Below are 17,626 nucleotides of genomic sequence, written 5' to 3' on the forward strand. Positions count from 1 at the left end.
ATCACCCCCTTCGTCGGGAATGATTCAGCGTTTTATTGAGATCGTGAAGGAGATAAAGCAAGAACGGTGCCATCGTTATATTTCTACGCATATAGCAACGCTCCTGGCAGATAAGCAGAGAGATTTGCACCCAAAAGTGGCAGCGGAATTGATATCTGTTCTGATTTAGTGCGGTTGGGCGAGCCCGCCATCGTGGCGCACGGCCGGAGGCTGGCCTCTTTTTTCTGCTTCTCAACGACGACCGGGATCGCCTCCTGCTGTCGGCCATGCCCGGAACGGCGCTCTGCGCTCCAGGGCATGCAATAGCGATACGGTCGGATAATCGCCAATCGTCGGCTGCCCGGCTTTCCCGTGCCATCTGTCGCGGAAAAAGAATGTTATACTGCCGGATACAGGCAGCCTGACATTCAGACCGTGAGCGTCTGAAATGACCTCGATTTTGTCTTTTTTGCCAGCGGCTGTTCTTAATTTTGCGGCGGTGAGCAATGGAGAGACGCCGGGAGAAGATATACGCATCAGCGTACGCATTTTGCGTAAATGGATAACCCTCAAATAAGTGCGCAGAATTAAAGCATTAACTGTCGGCAAGGCATTGACACTAGTGGAAACTTTAAAAAGACATAAAGCATGACTAACAAGATTAAATCGGGTTCATATGCCCTACGATAGCGTTTACCTGGAGAAGCGCCCCCCGGGAGCGCTGCGCACCGTGTGGCGCAAATTCTACGGCGACACCAGCGCCATGATCGGCCTGTACGGCTGCGCCGCGCTGATTCTGCTGTGCATCTTTGGCGGCTGGTTTGCCCCTTACGGCATCGATCAGCAGTTCCTCGGCTACCAGCTGCTGCCGCCCTCGTGGTCGCGCTACGGCGAGGTGTCGTTCTTTCTCGGCACCGACGATCTCGGCCGCGACGTTCTGAGCCGTCTGCTTAGCGGCGCGGCGCCCACCGTCGGCGGCGCGTTCCTCGTCACCTTCGGCGCCACGCTGTTTGGCCTGGTGCTCGGGGTTATTGCCGGATCGACCCACGGCCTGCTGTCGGCGATGCTGAACCACGTGCTCGATACCCTGCTGTCGATTCCGTCGCTGCTGCTGGCTATTATCGTCGTCGCCTTTGCCGGACCGCATCTGAGCCACGCCATGTTCGCCGTCTGGCTGGCGCTGCTGCCGCGCATCGTGCGTTCGGTCTATAGCATGGTGCACGACGAGCTGGAAAAAGAGTACGTGATTGCCGCCCGCCTCGACGGCGCCTCAACGCTGAATATTCTCTGGTTCGCGGTTCTGCCCAATATCGCCTCCGGGCTGGTGACCGAGATCACCCGCGCGCTGTCGATGGCGATTCTTGATATCGCCGCGCTGGGCTTTCTCGACCTCGGCGCGCAGCTCCCCTCTCCGGAATGGGGCGCGATGCTCGGCGACGCCCTGGAGCTGATCTACGTGGCTCCGTGGACGGTAATGCTGCCGGGGGCAGCTATTATGATTAGCGTCCTGCTGGTCAACCTGCTGGGTGACGGTATCCGCCGCGCAATTATCGCCGGGGTGGAATAATGCCGCTGCTCGATATTCGCAATTTAACCATTGAATTCAAAACCAACGAGGGCTGGGTTAAAGCCGTCGATCGCGTCAGCCTGACCCTGAATGAGGGCGAAATTCGCGGTCTGGTCGGCGAATCTGGTTCCGGTAAGAGCCTGATTGCCAAAGCGATATGCGGCGTAACCAAGGATAACTGGCGGGTTACCGCCGACCGCATGCGCTTCGACGATATCGACCTGCTGCGGCTCTCCGCCCGCGAGCGCCGCAAGCTGATCGGTCACAACGTGTCGATGATTTTTCAGGAGCCGCAGTCCTGTCTCGATCCTTCCGAGCGTATCGGCCAGCAGCTGATGCAGAACATTCCCGGCTGGACCTTTAAAGGCCGCTGGTGGCAGCGTTTCGGCTGGCGTAAACGCCGGGCGATAGAGCTGCTGCACCGCGTGGGGATTAAGGATCATAAGGACACGATGCGCAGTTTCCCCTACGAGCTAACCGATGGGGAGTGTCAGAAGGTGATGATCGCCATCGCCCTTGCCAACCAGCCGCGTCTGCTAATCGCCGATGAGCCGACTAACGCGATGGAGCCTACCACCCAGGCGCAAATCATCCGCCTGCTGACGCGGCTGAATCAGAACAACAGCACCACTATTTTGCTGATCAGCCACGATCTGCAGATGCTGAGCAAGTGGGCGAACAGAATCAACGTCATGTACTGCGGGCAAACCGTAGAATCCGCGCCGAGCGAAGAGCTGGTCACCACGCCCCATCACCCCTACACCCAGGCGTTAATCCGCGCGATCCCTGATTTTGGCAGCGCGCTGCCGCACAAAAGCCGCCTGAACACCATGCCGGGGGCCATTCCGCTGCTGGAGCAGCTGCCGATCGGCTGCCGGCTCGGGCCGCGCTGTCCGTACGCCCAGCGCGAGTGTATCGAAACGCCGCGCCTGACCGGCGCCAGAACGCATCTCTACGCCTGTCATTTCCCGCTGAATATGGAGAAAGAGTGAAATGGTCGAAACGTTGCTCGAAGTCCGCAATCTGAGTAAGACCTTTCGCTACCGTACCGGCTGGTTTCGGCGGCAGACGGTGGAAGCGGTCAAGCCGCTGAGCTTTACGCTGCGCGAACGCCAGACCCTGGCGATCATCGGGGAAAACGGTTCAGGAAAGTCCACGCTGGCGAAAATGCTGGCGGGGATGATTGAGCCGACGTCCGGCGACCTGCTGATTGACGATCACCCCCTCGAGTTTGGCGACTACTCGTTCCGCAGCCAGCGTATCCGCATGATTTTCCAGGACCCGTCAACCTCGCTGAACCCGCGCCAGCGCATTTCGCAGATCCTCGACTTTCCGCTGCGCCTGAATACCGAGCTCGAACCGGAGGCGCGGCAGAAGCAGATTATTGAAACGCTGCGAATGGTCGGCCTGCTGCCGGACCACGTCAGCTACTACCCGCATATGCTGGCGCCTGGGCAAAAGCAGCGTCTTGGCCTCGCGCGCGCGCTGATCCTGCGGCCTAAGGTCATCGTGTGCGATGAGGCGCTGGCGTCGCTGGATATGTCGATGCGTTCGCAGCTGATCAACCTGATGCTGGAGCTGCAGGAGAAACAGGGTATTTCATATATCTACGTTACCCAGCATTTAGGCATGATGAAGCATATTAGCGATCAGGTACTGGTGATGCACCAGGGAGAAGTGGTGGAACGCGGCAGCACCGCTGACGTGCTGGCTTCGCCGCTGCATGAGCTGACCCGGCGGCTAATCGCCGGCCACTTTGGTGAAGCGCTGACCGCCGACGCGTGGCGTAAAGACGGTAAATAGTCCCGCCATCACACCCGGGCAAGGCGAGCGCCTTACCCGAGCCTGTTGCCGCCGGCTTAGCCCGGCAGTATGGTTTGCGCCGGCAGCACCCGCCGGTCAAAACGACGCAGCGCGTAGTAGAGCAGCCCGGTGGCGAACCAGCCGATAAGCCACGACACGTCGTTACCGGCAAATATCCACGTCAACGAGCCGTGGAATAGCGGGTTCTCGATAAACGGCAGCTGGATAAGCACCCCCACCGCGTAGATGGTAATGGCGTAAATATTCCAGTAGCCGTAGCGCTTTTTCGGGTCAGAGAGCGCGGGAATATCCACGGCGCCGGCAGAGATAAGGTAGTAATCGGTCAGGCTAATCGCGCTCCACGGAACGAAGAACGCCAGCAGGAACAGCAGGAAATGGGTGAAGTTCTTGAGGAACGCCGGCTCGCTCAGCAGGGCGATACCGCACGATATCGACACCATCAGAATCACAAAAGCGAGGCGCGATCGCTGCGATAGCGACGTCTGGCTGCGAAAACCGGAAACGATGGTGCTCAGCGACATAAAGCTGCCGTAGGCATTCAGCGTCGTGAAGGTGATTTTGCCGAAGCAGATCGCAAAGTAGATAACCATCGCCATCACCTGGCTGTTGCCTAATCCCACGATAAAGCTCACTTCATGCCCGGGGAAGGCGCTGCCGGCAATGGCCGCCGTCAGCACGCCCAGGGTCATTGACGCCTGGGTGCCAAGCACGGTCCCGCAGAAGACGGAGAAAAAGGTTTTGCTACCCGACACGTTGCTCGGCAAATAGCGCGAGTAGTCGGAGACGTACGGGCAGAAGGCTATCTGCCACGACGAGGAGAGCGACACGGCCAGCAGGAACATCGGCAGGGAGAAATGGCTATTCTGCGCGATAGCCGTCAGGTCTGCGGAGAGCAGCAGCGTAATAAACAGATAGGCGAACGCCAGCACGCCGACGATGCTCGCCACTTTGCCCAGCTTATGGATCACGCGATAGCCCAGCACGGCAATGACGATGATAATCGCGCTGAACAGGAGCATGCCGGCGACGTTCGAGACCGACAGCAGCCTCGCCATCGCCTGCCCGGCCAGGACGGTGCCGCTGGCGGAAAAACCAACGTACATAATGCAGACCAGCACCAACGGCACCACCGCGCCAAAAACGCCAAACTGCGCGCGGCTGATGATCATCTGCGGCAGCCCCAGGCGCGGCCCCTGCAGGGCGTGTAGCGACATCACCGCGGCCCCAAGGACCTGGCCCAGCAGCAGGCCAATCAGCGACCATACCACGTCACCGCCCAGCACCACGGCCAGCGCGCCGGTAACGATAGCGGTGATCTGCAGGTTGCCGCCAAACCAGAGCGTAAACTGGCTGAAAGGATGTCCATGTCTCTCGCCTTCGGGGATAAAATCGATCGAGCGCGTTTCCCGTATGCCCCGTTCACTGCCTTTTGACTGTCCATCTGTTGACGAAAAAGAAGACATAGTTTCCTCGCTGTAAACGATTTTCTTGTTGCGTTGTGTTTTTCGCCGCCGACCCGCTATGCCAGCCAGTTCGCCGACTGTTTTTTAATCGTCGCGACCGCTTTGGCGATTTCCGGAGCAAGCCAGCGATCGTCCTCCCACGTCGCCACGCTTTGCCGCAGCAGCGCCAGCCCGTGGCGGGTGCCTCGCGCCAGCATATCGGCAGGATGGAACTCCAGCGCCTGGGCGGCGAGTAAATACTCAATCGCCAGTATTTGATACAGGTTGCTCAGCAGGCGCTGGAGCTTCAGCGCAGAGCCGGTCCCGAGGCTCAGGTGATCCTCCTGCAGGCCCGAGGTGACAAAATTATCGAGCACCGCGGGCTGCGCCAGCTGTTTGTTCTCCGCACACAGCGAGGCCGCGACGTACTGCGCAATCATCATCCCGGAATTCACCCCCGGCTTTGCCACCAGAAACGCCGGCAGGCCGCTGACGAGCGGATTAACCAGCCGATCCAGACGCCGCTCGGCAATGGCGCCGAGTTCGGCCATCGCAATCGCCAGTAAATCGCAGGCCATTGCCACCGACTCACCGTGCGGATGCGCCTGGGAGACCACCCGCCAGCTATCCAGCGTCCCGAGAATCAGCGGGTTATCCGTACAGGCGTTCAGCTCAACGTCGACCTGCCCCGCCGCGTGCGCGAACTGATCGCGACAGGCGCCGTGGACCTGAGGCATCGAGCGCAGGCTCAGCGCATCCTGAGTACGTACTCCCCGGCTTGCCGCCAGCAGCGGGCTATCCGCCAGCATCTGGCGCAGGCGAAGGCCGCTGTGCTGCATTCCCGGACTGGCCTTCAGGGCGAGGATCTCGGCGTCAAAGGCCGCCGTCTGCCCGCACAAGGCTTCAAAACTCATGGCGCCGGTCACATCGGCCCAGTCCAGCAGCCGGGCGGCGTCATCCAGCGCCAGGCAGGCCATGCCGGTCATACAAGGCGTACCGTTGACCAGGCTTAGCCCCTCTTTGGCTCCCGGCGCAATGGGCTCGAGCCCGGCCTGCGCCAGAGCCTGCGCGGCGGGAACCACCTGTCCTTGCCAGCTCACATCGCCGATCCCCATCAGCGCCAGACCGATATGCGCCATATGGGTCAGGTAGCCCACCGACCCTTGCGACGGAACCTGCGGCGTAATCTGCAGGTTCAGGAACGCGAGGATCTGCTCAACGATGGCGCAGGAAATCCCCGACTTCCCGTGGCTGTAGTTGGCGATCGCCGCGCACATAATCGCGCGCGTGTGCGCCTCATCGAGCAGCGGGCCAACGCCGCAGGCGTGGCTGAGCAGAGTGTTGCGCGATAGCTGCCCGAGCAGCTCTTCCGGCAGCGAGATGTTGCACAGCGCCCCGAGGCCGGTATTAATGCCGTAGGCTATCTGCCCGGCGTCGATGATGTGCTGAACAATTGCCCGCCCCTGGGCAATGCGCTGCCAGGCGCCGTCGCTCAGCGCCAGCTGCGCTTTTTCCCGAGCGACCCGCACCACCTCCTGCCAACATAACGGGGCGTCGCCCCACAGCACTTGCTCACTCATACTGACTGCCCCGGCTGATGGTGACTGGAAATAAACTGCTGAAAACGCGGCGATGCGTGGGCGCCAAACAGCGCGTCCGGCGGACCGTCGCAATCAATCGTCCCCTGATGCATAAACACCACGCGGTTAGAGACGTGGCGGGCAAACCCGAGTTCATGGGTCACCACCAGCATGGTGCGCCCCTCTTCTGCCAGGCTGCGCATCACTTTCAACACTTCACCGACCAGCTCCGGGTCCAGCGCCGAGGTCGGCTCATCAAAGAGCATTACCTCCGGATCCATCGCCAGCGCGCGGGCGATGGCCACGCGCTGCTGCTGCCCGCCGGAGAGCTGGGCCGGATAGAAGTCCTTGCGGTTGAGCATACCCACGCGATCGAGCAGCTGCTCCGCCTGCTCAATGCACTCCTGCCTGCTGCGTTTTAAAACGTAGTGCGGGCCTTCGATAACGTTTTGCAGAACCGTCATATGCGACCACAGGTTGAAGCTTTGAAAAACCATCCCCAGCCGCGAGCGGAGGCGTTCAATCTGCTTCGGATTGGCCGCCAGGCGGTGGCCGCGGGCATGATGCTTCATCTCGATGGTTTCACCGCCGACGCTGACCACGCCCGCATCCGGCGTTTCCAGCAGGTTAATGCAGCGCAGGAGCGTACTTTTTCCGGAACCGCTGGCGCCAAGGATAGAGATCACATCGCCTTTTTGCGCCTGGATAGAAATCCCCTTTAACACCTCAAGCGAGCCAAAGGATTTATGGATGTCGCTGACCGACAGCGTCACGGGACGGGAATCGTGCATACTATTCTCCTTTAGCGGCAGTTTTGAGTGAAACGGTGGCAGGGTTTTGCCGGGTGTGCGGCGTCAGGCGACGCTCAAGCAGGGCATAAAGCTGCACGATGATAAAGTTAAGCAGCAGGTAGATAGCCGCGGCGCAGAGAAAAACCTCCATCGTCCGGTAGGTTCGCTGGATAATCTGCTGGGCGACGCCGGTGACGTCCCATACCGTGACCAGGCTCGCCAGTGCCGTCGATTTCACCAGCAGGATCGCTTCGGTGGAGTAAGCCGGCAGCGCGTAGCGCAGCATCACCGGGGCGACAATCCTGCGCAGCAGCAGGAAGCGCGACATGCCGCAGGCCTGGCCGGCCTCAATCTGGCCGACGGGAACCGCCAGCAGCGCTCCGCGCAGGATTTCGGCCGTATAGGCCGCGGTGCACAGCGCCAGCGCCAGCACCGCGCAGATGAACGGCTCGCGCAGCAGCGGCCATAAAAAGCTGTGGCGGATAACGCCGAACTGCCCCAATCCGTAGTAGATCAGAAACAGCTGGATCAGCAGCGGAGAGCCGCGAAAGACCAGAATATAGCCCTTCGCAAAGCCGCTGAGCAGCGGCCAGCGGCTCATCCGCAGCGCCAGCACGCCCAGCGCCAGCACCCCGCCGCAGATGAAGGAGCTAATAAACAGCCCCAGCGTCACCGGCAGCGCGGCGCCGAGCTTTAAAAACGTGTCGCTGAGAAAGGCGAAGTCGATAAACATAGATTCTCCTTAAGCCTGAGCCGCGGTACGGCGGGACCATGCCCGGTTGAGACGATTTTCCGCCCGAATAAATGCCCGGTTAGAGAGTAAAGTCAGGAGCAGATAGCAGCCGCCGCCGATCAGATAGAACAGGAAGTACTCGCGCGTGGATCCGGCGGCTATCTGGCTGGCGCGCATCAGCTCGGCGATCCCGGTGACCGAAACCAGCGCCGAGTCCTTCAGGCTCATTTGCCACACGTTGGACAGCCCCGGCAGCGAGTAGCGCACAATTTGCGGCAGCATAATCCGCTGGAAGATGCGCCAGCGCGGCATGCCGATGGCCAGCGCCGCCTCGACCTCACCCGGCGTCAGCGCCAGGCGCGCCGCGCGGTACACCTCCGCCTGATAAGAGGCGGAGATTAAACCTATTGCCAGCGAGCCAATCAGAAACGGCGGGGTTTCAATAAAGCCGTCGGCGCCAAACAGCTGCCCTATCCACGACACCAGCCCCGACCCACCAAAATAGAACAGGTAGATAACCAGCAGTTCGGGGATGCCGCGAAACACCACCGAATAGGCCGAGCCAAACCAGCGGGCCGGCGCCCGGTGCGACAGCTTAGCGGCGGCGATAACGCCTCCCACAACGGCCCCCACCGCGAGCGCGGCAAGGGACAGGAGAAGCGTGGTCAGGGTTGCGCTAAGGATAACCGTTCCCCAGCCGTTCTCACCAAAACTCAGCAGACTTACCATCTTCAACCTCGCTTATGGGGTGACGTCGCTCTTAAACCATTTTTCACTCAGCTTTTTCACCGTTCCGTCGGCCAGCGCGGCCTGAATCGCCGTATCGAGCTTCGCTTTCAAATCGGCATCGGCATGGCGAACGCCCATCGCTTCGCCCTCGCCCCAGATTGGGCCGCTCAGCTGCGGGCCGCTAAAGTTCAGGTTGCTATTTTCCGGACGCGCCAGCGTGGTATTGGCAAAGGTAATATCGTCAAATACGGCATCAATACGCTCGGACTGCAGATCGAGAATCGCATCCGCCGAGCTGTTGTATTCACGAATATCGGCGATGTCTTTGAAATACTTGTCAATAAACGGCGTGTAGACGGTGCCGGAGGCGATACCGATGGTTTTCCCTTTAAGCGTCGCCCGCAGCGGCGCAATCGCCGCCTGAATCTCTTTTTCGTCATCGTGGAGCTTGATGGTGTGGCCGGCGCCGGTCGCCGGCGGCAGCAGCGTGCCTTTTACCGCAATAAATGAGGCCGGCGTGGCGGCATAAGGCTGGGTGAAGGTGACCACCTGCTTTCTCTCCGGGGTGATCACAATGGCATCCATAATCACATCGTATTTGCCCGCGTTCAGGCCGGCGATCATCCCGTCCCAGTTTTGCACTACCAGCTTGCACTCAATCCCCATACGCTGGCAGAGATTCGCCATCAACTCGGGCTCGAATCCGCTCAGCTTCCCTCCCGGCAGCGTCAGGTTCCAGGGCTCATACCCTCCTTCGGTCGCGATGGTAATCGACTTCCATTCCTTCGCATTGACCGATCCACCGCAGAGCAATAGTCCAGAAAACAGGGCTGACAGGCAGGTCTGACGAAAAGTAATGCTCTGCTTCATAATTGATTCTCCTGAGGTCATTAAAATAATTGCCGAACGGCGACTGCCAGGCAGGGTGTAAATCGCAGATGACAGATCATGTATATACAAGCATTGACAAATCCATACACTGTTCCGATGATGGATTTGTGAGCCATGCTGTAAATAATTTGTGATTAAATTGAAAATTGGATGTATCAAAAAATTTACATGTAAGCATATAAAGGCGGTATTCCTGCGATGATTGTGCCCTTTACATTTTCCTCCCTGCCTGTTACGCCGTGGAAAAACGGCGGCGGCGAAACCCGTAAAATCGTCAGCGCGCCGTCGCCTGATGCGCCGTTTCTCTGGCGGGCCAGTATCGCTACCCTCCAAACCAACGGACCGTTTTCGCTCTTTCCGGGCGTGGATCGGGTAATAACCCTGATAGACGGCAGCCCGCTGTGGCTGCGCGGCGGTGATAAAGCCCAGCGCCTGAACCTATGGGAACCGTGGGCTTTTGCCGGGGAATGGCCGCTGGCCAGCGAAGGGATTTCGCAGCCGGGGCTGGACTTCAACATCATGACCCAGCGCGGCCGGGCCACGGCGCAGGTTAGCGTGGTGTCCACCGCGCAGCGGCCCGGCGCAGCGGGAGTCGCCTGGGTGCTGCAAGGACTTTGGCTGCTGGGTGAACGGCCGTGCGCTGCCCAAAGCGGTATCTGGTGGCAGGAGGCGCCGCCGGGGGCGCTGATCCCGCAGTCCGCCGACGCCAAGCTGCTGCTGGCGACCGTTAGCGTAAATTAGCCGCATTTCGCCCGGAGAACGTCGCAAAACGTCCGCAACATCCGGTGATATACTGGAGAGTACGCGACGACGGCGATGCGACGGGGCGCCAGCGTCGCCCGCTGGATGTCGGCTTTCGCTGAAAAATAGCGTGACACAAGGGGTCGTCAGTGGGATATAATTCTCGGCTAAATTTGAGTTATTTTGAAATAACAACACTAACTATATGATTGTTAAAGTAAAAATAAGCAATAACGATAAGGATTAAAGCTATGGGTTTTCTTTCCGGTAAGCGCATTCTGGTGACTGGCGTTGCCAGCAAACTGTCCATCGCCTACGGTATTGCGCAAGCAATGCATCGTGAAGGGGCTGAACTGGCGTTCACCTATCAGAACGACAAGCTGAAAGGTCGCGTGGAAGAATTTGCTGCGGCACTGGGTTCCAACATCGTACTGCCGTGCGACGTGGCTGAAGATGAGAGCATTGAGTCTCTGTTCACCGAACTGAGCAAAGTATGGCCGAAATTCGACGGCTTCGTTCACTCCATCGGCTTCGCACCGGCCGATCAGCTGGACGGGGACTACGTTAACGCGGTAACCCGCGAAGGTTTCAAAATCGCTCACGATATCAGCGCCTACAGCTTTGTGGCCATGGCGAAAGCCTGCCGCGAGATGCTGAACCCGGGTTCCGCCCTGCTGACGCTCTCCTACCTCGGCGCAGAACGTGCAATCCCTAACTACAACGTGATGGGCCTGGCTAAGGCCTCTCTGGAAGCTAACGTCCGCTACATGGCGAACGCGATGGGTCCGGAAGGCGTGCGCGTCAACGCCATCTCCGCCGGTCCGATCCGTACTCTGGCGGCATCCGGGATTAAAGATTTCCGTAAAATGCTGGCCCACTGCGAAGCCGTCACCCCGATTCGTCGCACCGTGACCATCGAAGACGTCGGCAACAGCGCGGCATTCCTGTGCTCTAACCTCTCTGCCGGCATCTCCGGTGAAGTGGTTCACGTTGACGGCGGCTTCAGCATCGCCGCCATGAACGAGCTGGAACTGAAATAAGTTCTTTACCCTCCTCACGTCGTGAGGAGGGTTTTATTCTGCGGCAGCTGGCGACCTTTCGCGATATCCCTCCCTCTCTGTTATTCCAATCAGCTATTTGTTAGCACGTATCAATATTTTCTCCTGCTTCAGGGTTACGCCAGGATAGTTATGCATAGATGGCCCACAGAAGTGCGGCCGGACACATATCGATCAAGGAACGCCCATGGAGCAACGCCGCGTGTATGGCAAAAACCACTGGTATCACGAAACCCAGTCAACAATCTGCCCGGTGGATGTATTACCGCTCGTCCCTGAAGCCGCTTATGTCGAAGACCGCTTTTTACTCGACCTGACGTTGCCCGCAGAGCTGCTCCACGCGCATGCGGGCTGGCTGGCTCCGGCGCGATGTCTGGCCGACGCGCTCTTTCCGACGTCGGTGACGGTGAATCGTCTGCAAACCTTTAGCGCCTACGATCGTCTGAGCACGGCGCTAACCGTGGCTCAGGTCTACGGCGTGCAGCGGCTATGTAACCACTACGCGGCGCGTCTGGCGCCGCTGCCGGGCCCGGACTCGTCGCGCGAGAGCAATCGTCGTCTGGCGCAGATTACGCAATTTGCCCGCCAGCTGGCGGGTTCTCCCTCGGTCATTACCGCCCTCTCCCGCAGCCAGCTGGACGAAGTTGGCTTAACCAGCCGCGATATTATCCTGATTAACCAGATTATCGGTTTCGTCGGCTTCCAGGCCCGGGCGATCGCCACCTTCCAGGCGATGCTGGGCTTCCCGGTGCGCTGGATGCCGGGCATGCCGCAGCAGGAAGATGCGCCGGCGGAAGGTTTTACCGCCGCGGACGTCGACTGGCTGGCCGACGTCAACGATAGCGACCTGCGCTACGCTAACGACGAGAGGCAGGCGCGGCTGGTCAGCTGGCAGCGACATCCCGGTCTGGCCGAGCTGGCGCCGCTGCTGGCGGTCGACGATACGATCCTCCGCGCCCAGGATGAGCTGCTGACCCGGCTGAGTGAAAACCAGCCCTTTGCGCCGCTGGTCGCGCTGATGACGGCGCGGATCAACGGTAGCGTCAGCTGTTTTAACGCCTGGGAGCGGGAGTGGACCGGCAGCCAGGCGTTTCCCGACGCGTTACGCCATGACGATCGCGCGCTTCAGGCGTGGGGCGAGACGCATCAATCCGAACGCGCAATTTATCTGGCAGCGCAGCTGTTAACCCGCTCTCCCGACCGCTTCAGCGCCGCCCAGCTAACTCCCCTCATCGAATATGGGCTTTCCCGCACGCAGGTTATCGATATTCTGGCGTGGTGCGGGTTGTGCGGCTGGATCAACCGGCTGAAAATCGCCCTCGGCAATGTTGGTCAACGGACGTAAAATGCCAAACAGCGCTTGCTGCAACAGGCATAATCGCGTAAAAATGACAGCCGCTCTTTTAGCCACGAAAATACCAAATTATGTTTCAGGACAACCCGCTGCTAGCGCAGCTTAAACAGCAACTGCATTCTCAGACTCCTCGCGTTGAAGGCGTCGTTAAGGGTACGGAAAAAGGCTTTGGCTTCCTCGAAGTTGACGCGCAGAAAAGCTACTTCATTCCGCCGCCGCAAATGAAAAAAGTGATGCATGGCGATCGGATTACCGCCGTGGTTCACAGCGAAAAAGAACGTGAAAGCGCGGAGCCGGAAGAGTTGATTGAGCCTTTCCTGACGCGTTTCGTCGGTAAAGTGCATAAAAAAGACGATCGTCTGTCCATCGTTCCCGATCATCCGCTGCTGAAAGATGCCATTCCGTGCCGCGCCGATCGCAGCGTCAGCCACGATTTTAGCGAGGGCGACTGGGCGGTTGCCGAAATGCGCCGCCATCCGCTGAAAGGCGATCGCGGTTTTTATGCCGAATTAACCCAGTTCATCACCTTTAGCGACGATCACTTCGTGCCGTGGTGGGTCACCCTGGCGCGCCATAATCTGGAAAAAGAAGCGCCAAACGGCGTGGCTACCGAGATGCTGGACGAAGGGCTGCAGCGTCGCGACCTGACGGCGCTGGCGTTCGTGACCATCGATAGCGCCAGCACCCAGGATATGGACGACGCGCTGTACGTGGAAGCCGCCGCCGACGGTAAGCTGCACCTGACCGTGGCGATTGCCGACCCGACCGCCTGGATTGCCGAAGGCAGCAAGCTGGACGGCGTGGCGAAAGTTCGCGCCTTCACCAACTACCTGCCGGGCTTTAACATCCCGATGCTGCCGCGCGAGCTCTCCGACGATCTGTGCTCGCTGCGCGCCAACGAAATCCGTCCGGTGCTGGCCTGCCGCATGATCCTCTCGGCCGACGGTACCATTGAAGACGATATTGAATTCTTCGCCGCCACCATTGAGTCGAAGGCGAAGCTGGCCTACGACAGCGTCTCCGACTGGCTGGAAAATACCGGCAGCTGGCAGCCAGAAAGCGCAGCCATCGCTCAGCAGATTACCCTGCTGCAGGACGTGTGCCTGCGCCGCAGCGAATGGCGTAAAACCCATGCGCTGGTGTTTAAGGACCGTCCGGACTACCGCTTCGTGCTGGGCGAGAAAGGCGAAGTGCTGGATATCGTTGCCGAGCCGCGCCGTATCGCCAACCGCATCGTTGAAGAGTCGATGATTGCCGCCAATATCTGCGCCGCTCGCGTGCTGCGCGACAGGCTGGGCTTTGGCGTTTACAACGTCCATACCGGCTTCGATCCGGCCAATACCGAACAGCTGGCCGCGCTGCTGAAGACCCATGACGTGCACGTCGATCCGCAGGAAGTGCTGACCCTAAACGGCTTCTGCAAGTTGCGCCGCGAGCTGGACGCGCAGCCGTCCGGCTTCCTCGATAGCCGCATTCGCCGCTTCCAGTCCTACGCCGAAATCAGCACCGAACCGGGCCCGCACTTCGGCCTTGGCCTCGAAGCGTACGCCACCTGGACCTCACCGATTCGTAAGTACGGCGATATGATTAACCATCGCCTGCTGAAAGCCATCATTAAAGGTGAAACCATCGCGCGCCCTAATGATGACATCGCGGTGCAGATGGCAGAACGCCGTCGTCTGAACCGGATGGCCGAGCGCGATGTCGGCGACTGGCTGTACGCGCGCTATCTGAGCCCGAGCGCCGGCACCGATACGCGCTTTGCGGCTGAAATTATCGATATCAGCCGCGGCGGTATGCGCGTGCGCCTGGTCGATAACGGCGCGGTCGCCTTTATCCCGGCACCGTTCCTGCACGCCGTCCGCGATGAGCTGGTCTGCAGCCAGGAAAACGGCACCGTGCAGATTAAGGGTGAAACCGTCTACAAGGTGACCGACGTTATTGACGTTAAAATTGCCGAAGTCAGAATGGAAACCCGCAGCGTGATTGCCCGTCCGTTCGCCTGATAGCCCTCCTCAGCGGCTCCCGACTCCGGGAGCCGTTCTTTTTCTCAAATCCCTCTCCCCCGCACTGCGCTAAAAACCTCCGGATGAGATAAGTTGTGCGATCTTTTCACTTCTCTTTTGCATCCGTTTTTTGCATCATTGATTTCATTCGCTTTTGTAACCAGGATAATACTATGTCTGATCTGAATGCCCGCCTGCTCGCCCAGCGTATCGATACCGTGCTGGATATTCTGGTTGCCGGGGACTATCACTCCGCGATTCATAATCTGGAGATCCTCAAGGCCGAACTGCAGGCTCTGGCCAACGATGAGCCGGAAAGCAAGCCCGGTCAGCCGAAAGCCCCCTGGGAAATCTGACCGCCCTTCGCGCCGCAAGCGACCGCGCAGCGTCGATTGCCCATAAAATCGCCCCCTAACAGTGATGTTGCTATGAACGCCCGACAACAAAGTATTTTGCAAATGGTCATCGATCAGGGCCGCATGAGCGTGGCCGATCTCGCGAAGATGACCGGAGTCTCTGAAGTGACCGTGCGTCAGGATTTAAATCTGCTGGAAAAGCAGAGCTATCTGCGTCGTACCCACGGTTTTGCCGTGCCGCTGGATAGCGAGGACGTAGAAACCCGGATGATGACCTATTTCGCCATTAAGCGTGAGCTGGCTATGCGGGCCACCGGGCTGGTCTCTGCCGGCGAGACGGTATTTATCGAGAACGGCAGCTGCAACGCTCTGCTCGCCCGGGCGCTTGCCGAGCGCGGCGATATCACCATCATTACCGTCAGCAGCTATATCGCCCACCTGCTGAAAGAGACGCCGGGTGAGGTGATTCTGCTCGGCGGGATCTACCAAAAGCGCAGCGAGAGCATGGTCGGTCCGCTGACCCGGCAGTTTATTCAGCAGGTCCATTTTAGCAAAGCGTTTATTGGCATCGACGGCTGGCAGCCTGAGACCGGCTTTACCGGACGGGATATGATGCGCGCGGACGTGGTTAACGCGGTGCTGGAAAAAGGCTGCGAAGCGGTTGTGCTGAGCGACAGTTCAAAATTCAGCGTCGTGCACCCTTATCCGCTCGGCCCGGTTAGGCGCTTTAATCGCATCATTACCGATAGCAATCTGCACGATACCGCTCGCCAGCAGCTGGCCAAAAGCGGTTTAACCGTCGATATCGTCAACGTCTCCTGACCCCTCCGCTATCCTTTCTTCGCGCCCATCCAAATGGGCGCAGGCCGCGCCGCATCACGTCTGAGAGTATTCTGAGCCGCCAATTAAGACTATTTACCTGTCGGTAAAATTTAAAAAAAGTAAAATTATTGTTAGCGATATAACAGGAAGTGACTATCACCCGCGTGATTAAAGTAACACCTGCGCAACTAAACTTCATGGAATAGCCATTAATTCATAGTTCACGCTATGCTTTAAAGGAAGTTGTATCCATGAATAGATTATTCAGGAAAAAATTATGATGACTTCAATGAGCAAAAAAATGGCTGCGGCGGTTCTGGCTGTAACGGTGGCAATGTCCCTGAGCGCGTGCTCTCACTGGTCAAAACGCGATCGTAACACCGCCATCGGCGCCGGCGCTGGCGCACTGGGCGGCGCGGTATTAACCGACGGCAGCACCCTGGGGACCCTGGGCGGCGCAGCGGTCGGCGGGATTATCGGTCACCAGGTAGGTAAATAAGGTTTAAATCAGTGCAAATAAAAAAATAACTGCTCGCGGATTTTCTGACTTACGCACCGAAAAAATCAGGGCCACGGTATTTACCGTGGCCCTGTTGTTTATATCAACCGCCGGCCAGCTTCACCTTCATGCCCTTAGCTTCGAGCAGCGATTTTATCAGGTCGCGTTTGTCGCCCTGAATTTCAATCACTCCCTCTTTTACCGACCCGCCGCAGCCGCATTTCTTTTTCAGCTCAGCGGCCAGCTTCGCCAGCGCGTCATCATCCGCGTCAATGCCGACGATCAGGCATACACCTTTACCTTTGCGGCCGCTGGTCTGGCGCTGAATGCGCACCACGCCATCGCCTTTCGGGCGCGCGATAACCTGCTTTGGTTCATCGATACGTCCGCTCTCCGTCGAGTAAACCAGACGGCTGTTAGAATCGGTCATTATGCCCCCTTATTCAGCGATGCGTTAATCTGGCGTAAGGTCGCCGCCGGATCGACGGACTGCGTCACCGGACGGCCGATAACCATGTAGTCCACGCCCGCCGCCTGCGCCTGCTCCGGCGTCATAATGCGCCGCTGGTCGCCGGCGTCGCTGCCCTGCGGACGAATGCCGGGCGTCACCAGCTTAAACGCCTGCCCCAGCTCCTGCTTGAAGCGCGCCGCTTCCTGCGCCGAGCAGACTACGCCATCAAGGCCGCAGCGCTGGGTCAGCGCCGCCAGCTTTGCCGCATGGTCGGCCGGAGAGAGCGTGATCCCCAGATCCTGCAAATCGCCGGCCTCCATGCTGGTCAGCACGGTAACGGCAATCAGCAGCGGAGCATCTTTGCCAAACGGCAGCAGGGCTTCACGCGCCGCGGTCATCATCCGCGCTCCGCCGCTGGCATGGACGTTGACCATCCAGACGCCAAGGTCGGCCGCCGCCGCAACGGCGTGAGCGGTGGTGTTAGGGATATCGTGAAACTTGAGATCGAGGAAAACGTCGAAATGACGCTGGTGCAAATCACGAACAAACTGCGGCCCAAACAGCGTAAACATCTCTTTGCCAACCTTCAGGCGGCACTCCCGCGGGTCGATGCGGTCGACGAACGCCAGCGCTTTATCGCGGTTATCATAATCGAGAGCCACAACAACGGGAGAAGATGTGACAACGCGAGAAGAAGATGTAGCAGTAGACGTCATGGCCAGACCTTAATTGTTGATGGGCGCCGGGCTCGGCGCAAAAAAGGTAAACGGGCAGCATTCTACCTGCGATAAGGGGAAAATAAC

The 17,626-nt window shown here is 59.0% G+C and carries 18 protein-coding genes and 1 pseudogene; 10 read left to right on the plus strand and 9 right to left on the minus strand.

Annotation, left to right across the window (positions count from 1 at the left end):
- Positions 1-234 precede the first annotated feature (234 nt).
- Positions 235-516, minus strand: a pseudogene (locus tag AC1M2H_RS15710) (Arm DNA-binding domain-containing protein); the annotation flags it as partial.
- A gap of 139 nt (positions 517-655) precedes the next feature.
- Between AC1M2H_RS15710 and sapC the strand changes: the two are divergent.
- From sapC to sapF, 3 genes are read left to right on the plus strand one after another with little or no spacing between them, the layout of a single operon-like run.
- Positions 656-1,546 (plus strand): putrescine export ABC transporter permease SapC, encoded by an 891-nt coding sequence (gene sapC, locus AC1M2H_RS15715; protein WP_480148053.1) that lies wholly within the window; start codon positions 656-658, stop codon positions 1,544-1,546.
- Entirely contained in the window at positions 1,546-2,538 is a 993-nt protein-coding gene (sapD, locus tag AC1M2H_RS15720) for a putrescine export ABC transporter ATP-binding protein SapD (protein ID WP_426814941.1), read from the plus strand. The genes sapC and sapD overlap by 1 nt, the downstream gene beginning before the upstream one ends.
- A 1-nt stretch (position 2,539) precedes the next feature.
- Positions 2,540-3,349 (plus strand): peptide ABC transporter ATP-binding protein SapF, encoded by an 810-nt coding sequence (sapF, locus tag AC1M2H_RS15725; RefSeq protein ID WP_426814942.1) that lies wholly within the window; start codon positions 2,540-2,542, stop codon positions 3,347-3,349.
- 56 nt (positions 3,350-3,405) lie between these two features.
- Here sapF and AC1M2H_RS15730 read toward each other — a convergent pair whose 3' ends face one another.
- The 6 genes from AC1M2H_RS15730 to AC1M2H_RS15755 all read right to left on the minus strand — a co-directional run bounded on the left by AC1M2H_RS15730 (position 3,406) and on the right by AC1M2H_RS15755 (position 9,515).
- Entirely contained in the window at positions 3,406-4,782 is a 1,377-nt protein-coding gene (locus tag AC1M2H_RS15730; protein WP_480151956.1) for a purine-cytosine permease family protein, read from the minus strand.
- Positions 4,783-4,889: 107 nt separating this feature from the next.
- Positions 4,890-6,392: an HAL/PAL/TAL family ammonia-lyase gene (locus AC1M2H_RS15735; RefSeq protein ID WP_480148054.1), complete on the minus strand. Its 1,503-nt coding sequence runs from the start codon at positions 6,390-6,392 to the stop codon at positions 4,890-4,892.
- Positions 6,389-7,183: an ABC transporter ATP-binding protein gene (locus AC1M2H_RS15740; protein WP_426814944.1), complete on the minus strand. Its 795-nt coding sequence runs from the start codon at positions 7,181-7,183 to the stop codon at positions 6,389-6,391. The genes AC1M2H_RS15735 and AC1M2H_RS15740 overlap by 4 nt, the downstream gene beginning before the upstream one ends.
- 1 nt (position 7,184) lies before the next feature.
- Complete coding sequence (locus AC1M2H_RS15745; RefSeq protein WP_480148055.1) at positions 7,185-7,916, minus strand: ABC transporter permease; 732 nt, start codon at positions 7,914-7,916, stop codon at positions 7,185-7,187.
- A gap of 9 nt (positions 7,917-7,925) precedes the next feature.
- Positions 7,926-8,645 (minus strand): ABC transporter permease, encoded by a 720-nt coding sequence (locus AC1M2H_RS15750; RefSeq protein ID WP_480148056.1) that lies wholly within the window; start codon positions 8,643-8,645, stop codon positions 7,926-7,928.
- Positions 8,646-8,657: 12 nt separating this feature from the next.
- Positions 8,658-9,515, minus strand: a complete 858-nt coding sequence (locus AC1M2H_RS15755) for a transporter substrate-binding domain-containing protein (protein WP_480148057.1) — start codon at positions 9,513-9,515, stop codon at positions 8,658-8,660.
- A 219-nt stretch (positions 9,516-9,734) separates the two neighbouring features.
- On the opposite strand from AC1M2H_RS15755, the gene AC1M2H_RS15760 reads away from it, so the two are divergent.
- From AC1M2H_RS15760 to osmB, 7 genes are all read left to right on the plus strand, one after another.
- On the plus strand, positions 9,735-10,277 hold the full coding sequence (locus AC1M2H_RS15760; RefSeq protein WP_480148058.1) for a HutD/Ves family protein: 543 nt from the start codon (positions 9,735-9,737) through the stop codon (positions 10,275-10,277).
- A 251-nt stretch (positions 10,278-10,528) separates the two neighbouring features.
- On the plus strand, positions 10,529-11,317 hold the full coding sequence (gene fabI / locus AC1M2H_RS15765) for an enoyl-ACP reductase FabI (protein ID WP_045855073.1): 789 nt from the start codon (positions 10,529-10,531) through the stop codon (positions 11,315-11,317).
- Positions 11,318-11,522: 205 nt separating this feature from the next.
- A complete protein-coding gene (locus tag AC1M2H_RS15770) occupies positions 11,523-12,680 on the plus strand; it encodes a CMD domain-containing protein (protein ID WP_480148059.1) in 1,158 nt (385 codons plus the stop codon).
- An 80-nt stretch (positions 12,681-12,760) separates the two neighbouring features.
- Positions 12,761-14,695 carry an exoribonuclease II gene (locus tag AC1M2H_RS15775; RefSeq protein ID WP_480148060.1) on the plus strand — a complete coding sequence of 645 codons (1,935 nt, stop codon included), beginning with the start codon at positions 12,761-12,763 and terminating at the stop codon, positions 14,693-14,695.
- Between the two features lie 173 nt (positions 14,696-14,868).
- On the plus strand, positions 14,869-15,051 hold the full coding sequence (locus AC1M2H_RS15780; RefSeq protein WP_041145195.1) for a YciZ family protein: 183 nt from the start codon (positions 14,869-14,871) through the stop codon (positions 15,049-15,051).
- 72 nt (positions 15,052-15,123) lie between these two features.
- A complete protein-coding gene (yciT, locus tag AC1M2H_RS15785) occupies positions 15,124-15,873 on the plus strand; it encodes a DNA-binding transcriptional regulator YciT (RefSeq protein ID WP_480148061.1) in 750 nt (249 codons plus the stop codon).
- Between the two features lie 280 nt (positions 15,874-16,153).
- Positions 16,154-16,372: an osmotically-inducible lipoprotein OsmB gene (gene osmB, locus AC1M2H_RS15790; RefSeq protein ID WP_100683974.1), complete on the plus strand. Its 219-nt coding sequence runs from the start codon at positions 16,154-16,156 to the stop codon at positions 16,370-16,372.
- A 103-nt stretch (positions 16,373-16,475) separates the two neighbouring features.
- Here the strand turns inward: osmB and yciH are convergent, their stop codons facing one another.
- Both yciH and pyrF read right to left on the minus strand, forming a co-directional pair.
- Positions 16,476-16,802, minus strand: coding sequence for a stress response translation initiation inhibitor YciH (yciH, locus tag AC1M2H_RS15795; protein WP_480148062.1), 327 nt, complete (start codon positions 16,800-16,802; stop codon positions 16,476-16,478).
- On the minus strand, positions 16,802-17,539 hold the full coding sequence (pyrF, locus tag AC1M2H_RS15800) for an orotidine-5'-phosphate decarboxylase (protein WP_480148063.1): 738 nt from the start codon (positions 17,537-17,539) through the stop codon (positions 16,802-16,804). The genes yciH and pyrF overlap by 1 nt, the downstream gene beginning before the upstream one ends.
- Between the last annotated feature and the right edge of the window lie 87 nt (positions 17,540-17,626).

The sequence above is a fragment of the Klebsiella sp. F11 genome, from assembly GCF_056712265.1.

Excerpts from the sequence above, each read along its gene's own strand:
- sapC (WP_480148053.1), top strand. The coding sequence starts at position 656 with ATGCCCTACGATAGCGTTTACCTGGAGAAGCGCCCCCCGGGAGCGCTG.
- sapD (WP_426814941.1), top strand. The coding sequence starts at position 1,546 with ATGCCGCTGCTCGATATTCGCAATTTAACCATTGAATTCAAAACCAAC.
- sapF (WP_426814942.1), top strand. The coding sequence starts at position 2,540 with ATGGTCGAAACGTTGCTCGAAGTCCGCAATCTGAGTAAGACCTTTCGC.
- AC1M2H_RS15735 (WP_480148054.1), bottom strand. The coding sequence starts at position 6,392 with ATGAGTGAGCAAGTGCTGTGGGGCGACGCCCCGTTATGTTGGCAGGAG.
- AC1M2H_RS15740 (WP_426814944.1), bottom strand. The coding sequence starts at position 7,183 with ATGCACGATTCCCGTCCCGTGACGCTGTCGGTCAGCGACATCCATAAA.
- AC1M2H_RS15745 (WP_480148055.1), bottom strand. The coding sequence starts at position 7,916 with ATGTTTATCGACTTCGCCTTTCTCAGCGACACGTTTTTAAAGCTCGGC.
- AC1M2H_RS15750 (WP_480148056.1), bottom strand. The coding sequence starts at position 8,645 with ATGGTAAGTCTGCTGAGTTTTGGTGAGAACGGCTGGGGAACGGTTATC.
- AC1M2H_RS15755 (WP_480148057.1), bottom strand. The coding sequence starts at position 9,515 with ATGAAGCAGAGCATTACTTTTCGTCAGACCTGCCTGTCAGCCCTGTTT.
- AC1M2H_RS15760 (WP_480148058.1), top strand. The coding sequence starts at position 9,735 with ATGATTGTGCCCTTTACATTTTCCTCCCTGCCTGTTACGCCGTGGAAA.
- fabI (WP_045855073.1), top strand. The coding sequence starts at position 10,529 with ATGGGTTTTCTTTCCGGTAAGCGCATTCTGGTGACTGGCGTTGCCAGC.
- AC1M2H_RS15770 (WP_480148059.1), top strand. The coding sequence starts at position 11,523 with ATGGAGCAACGCCGCGTGTATGGCAAAAACCACTGGTATCACGAAACC.
- AC1M2H_RS15775 (WP_480148060.1), top strand. The coding sequence starts at position 12,761 with ATGTTTCAGGACAACCCGCTGCTAGCGCAGCTTAAACAGCAACTGCAT.
- AC1M2H_RS15780 (WP_041145195.1), top strand. The coding sequence starts at position 14,869 with ATGTCTGATCTGAATGCCCGCCTGCTCGCCCAGCGTATCGATACCGTG.
- yciT (WP_480148061.1), top strand. The coding sequence starts at position 15,124 with ATGAACGCCCGACAACAAAGTATTTTGCAAATGGTCATCGATCAGGGC.
- osmB (WP_100683974.1), top strand. The coding sequence starts at position 16,154 with ATGACTTCAATGAGCAAAAAAATGGCTGCGGCGGTTCTGGCTGTAACG.
- yciH (WP_480148062.1), bottom strand. The coding sequence starts at position 16,802 with ATGACCGATTCTAACAGCCGTCTGGTTTACTCGACGGAGAGCGGACGT.
- pyrF (WP_480148063.1), bottom strand. The coding sequence starts at position 17,539 with ATGACGTCTACTGCTACATCTTCTTCTCGCGTTGTCACATCTTCTCCC.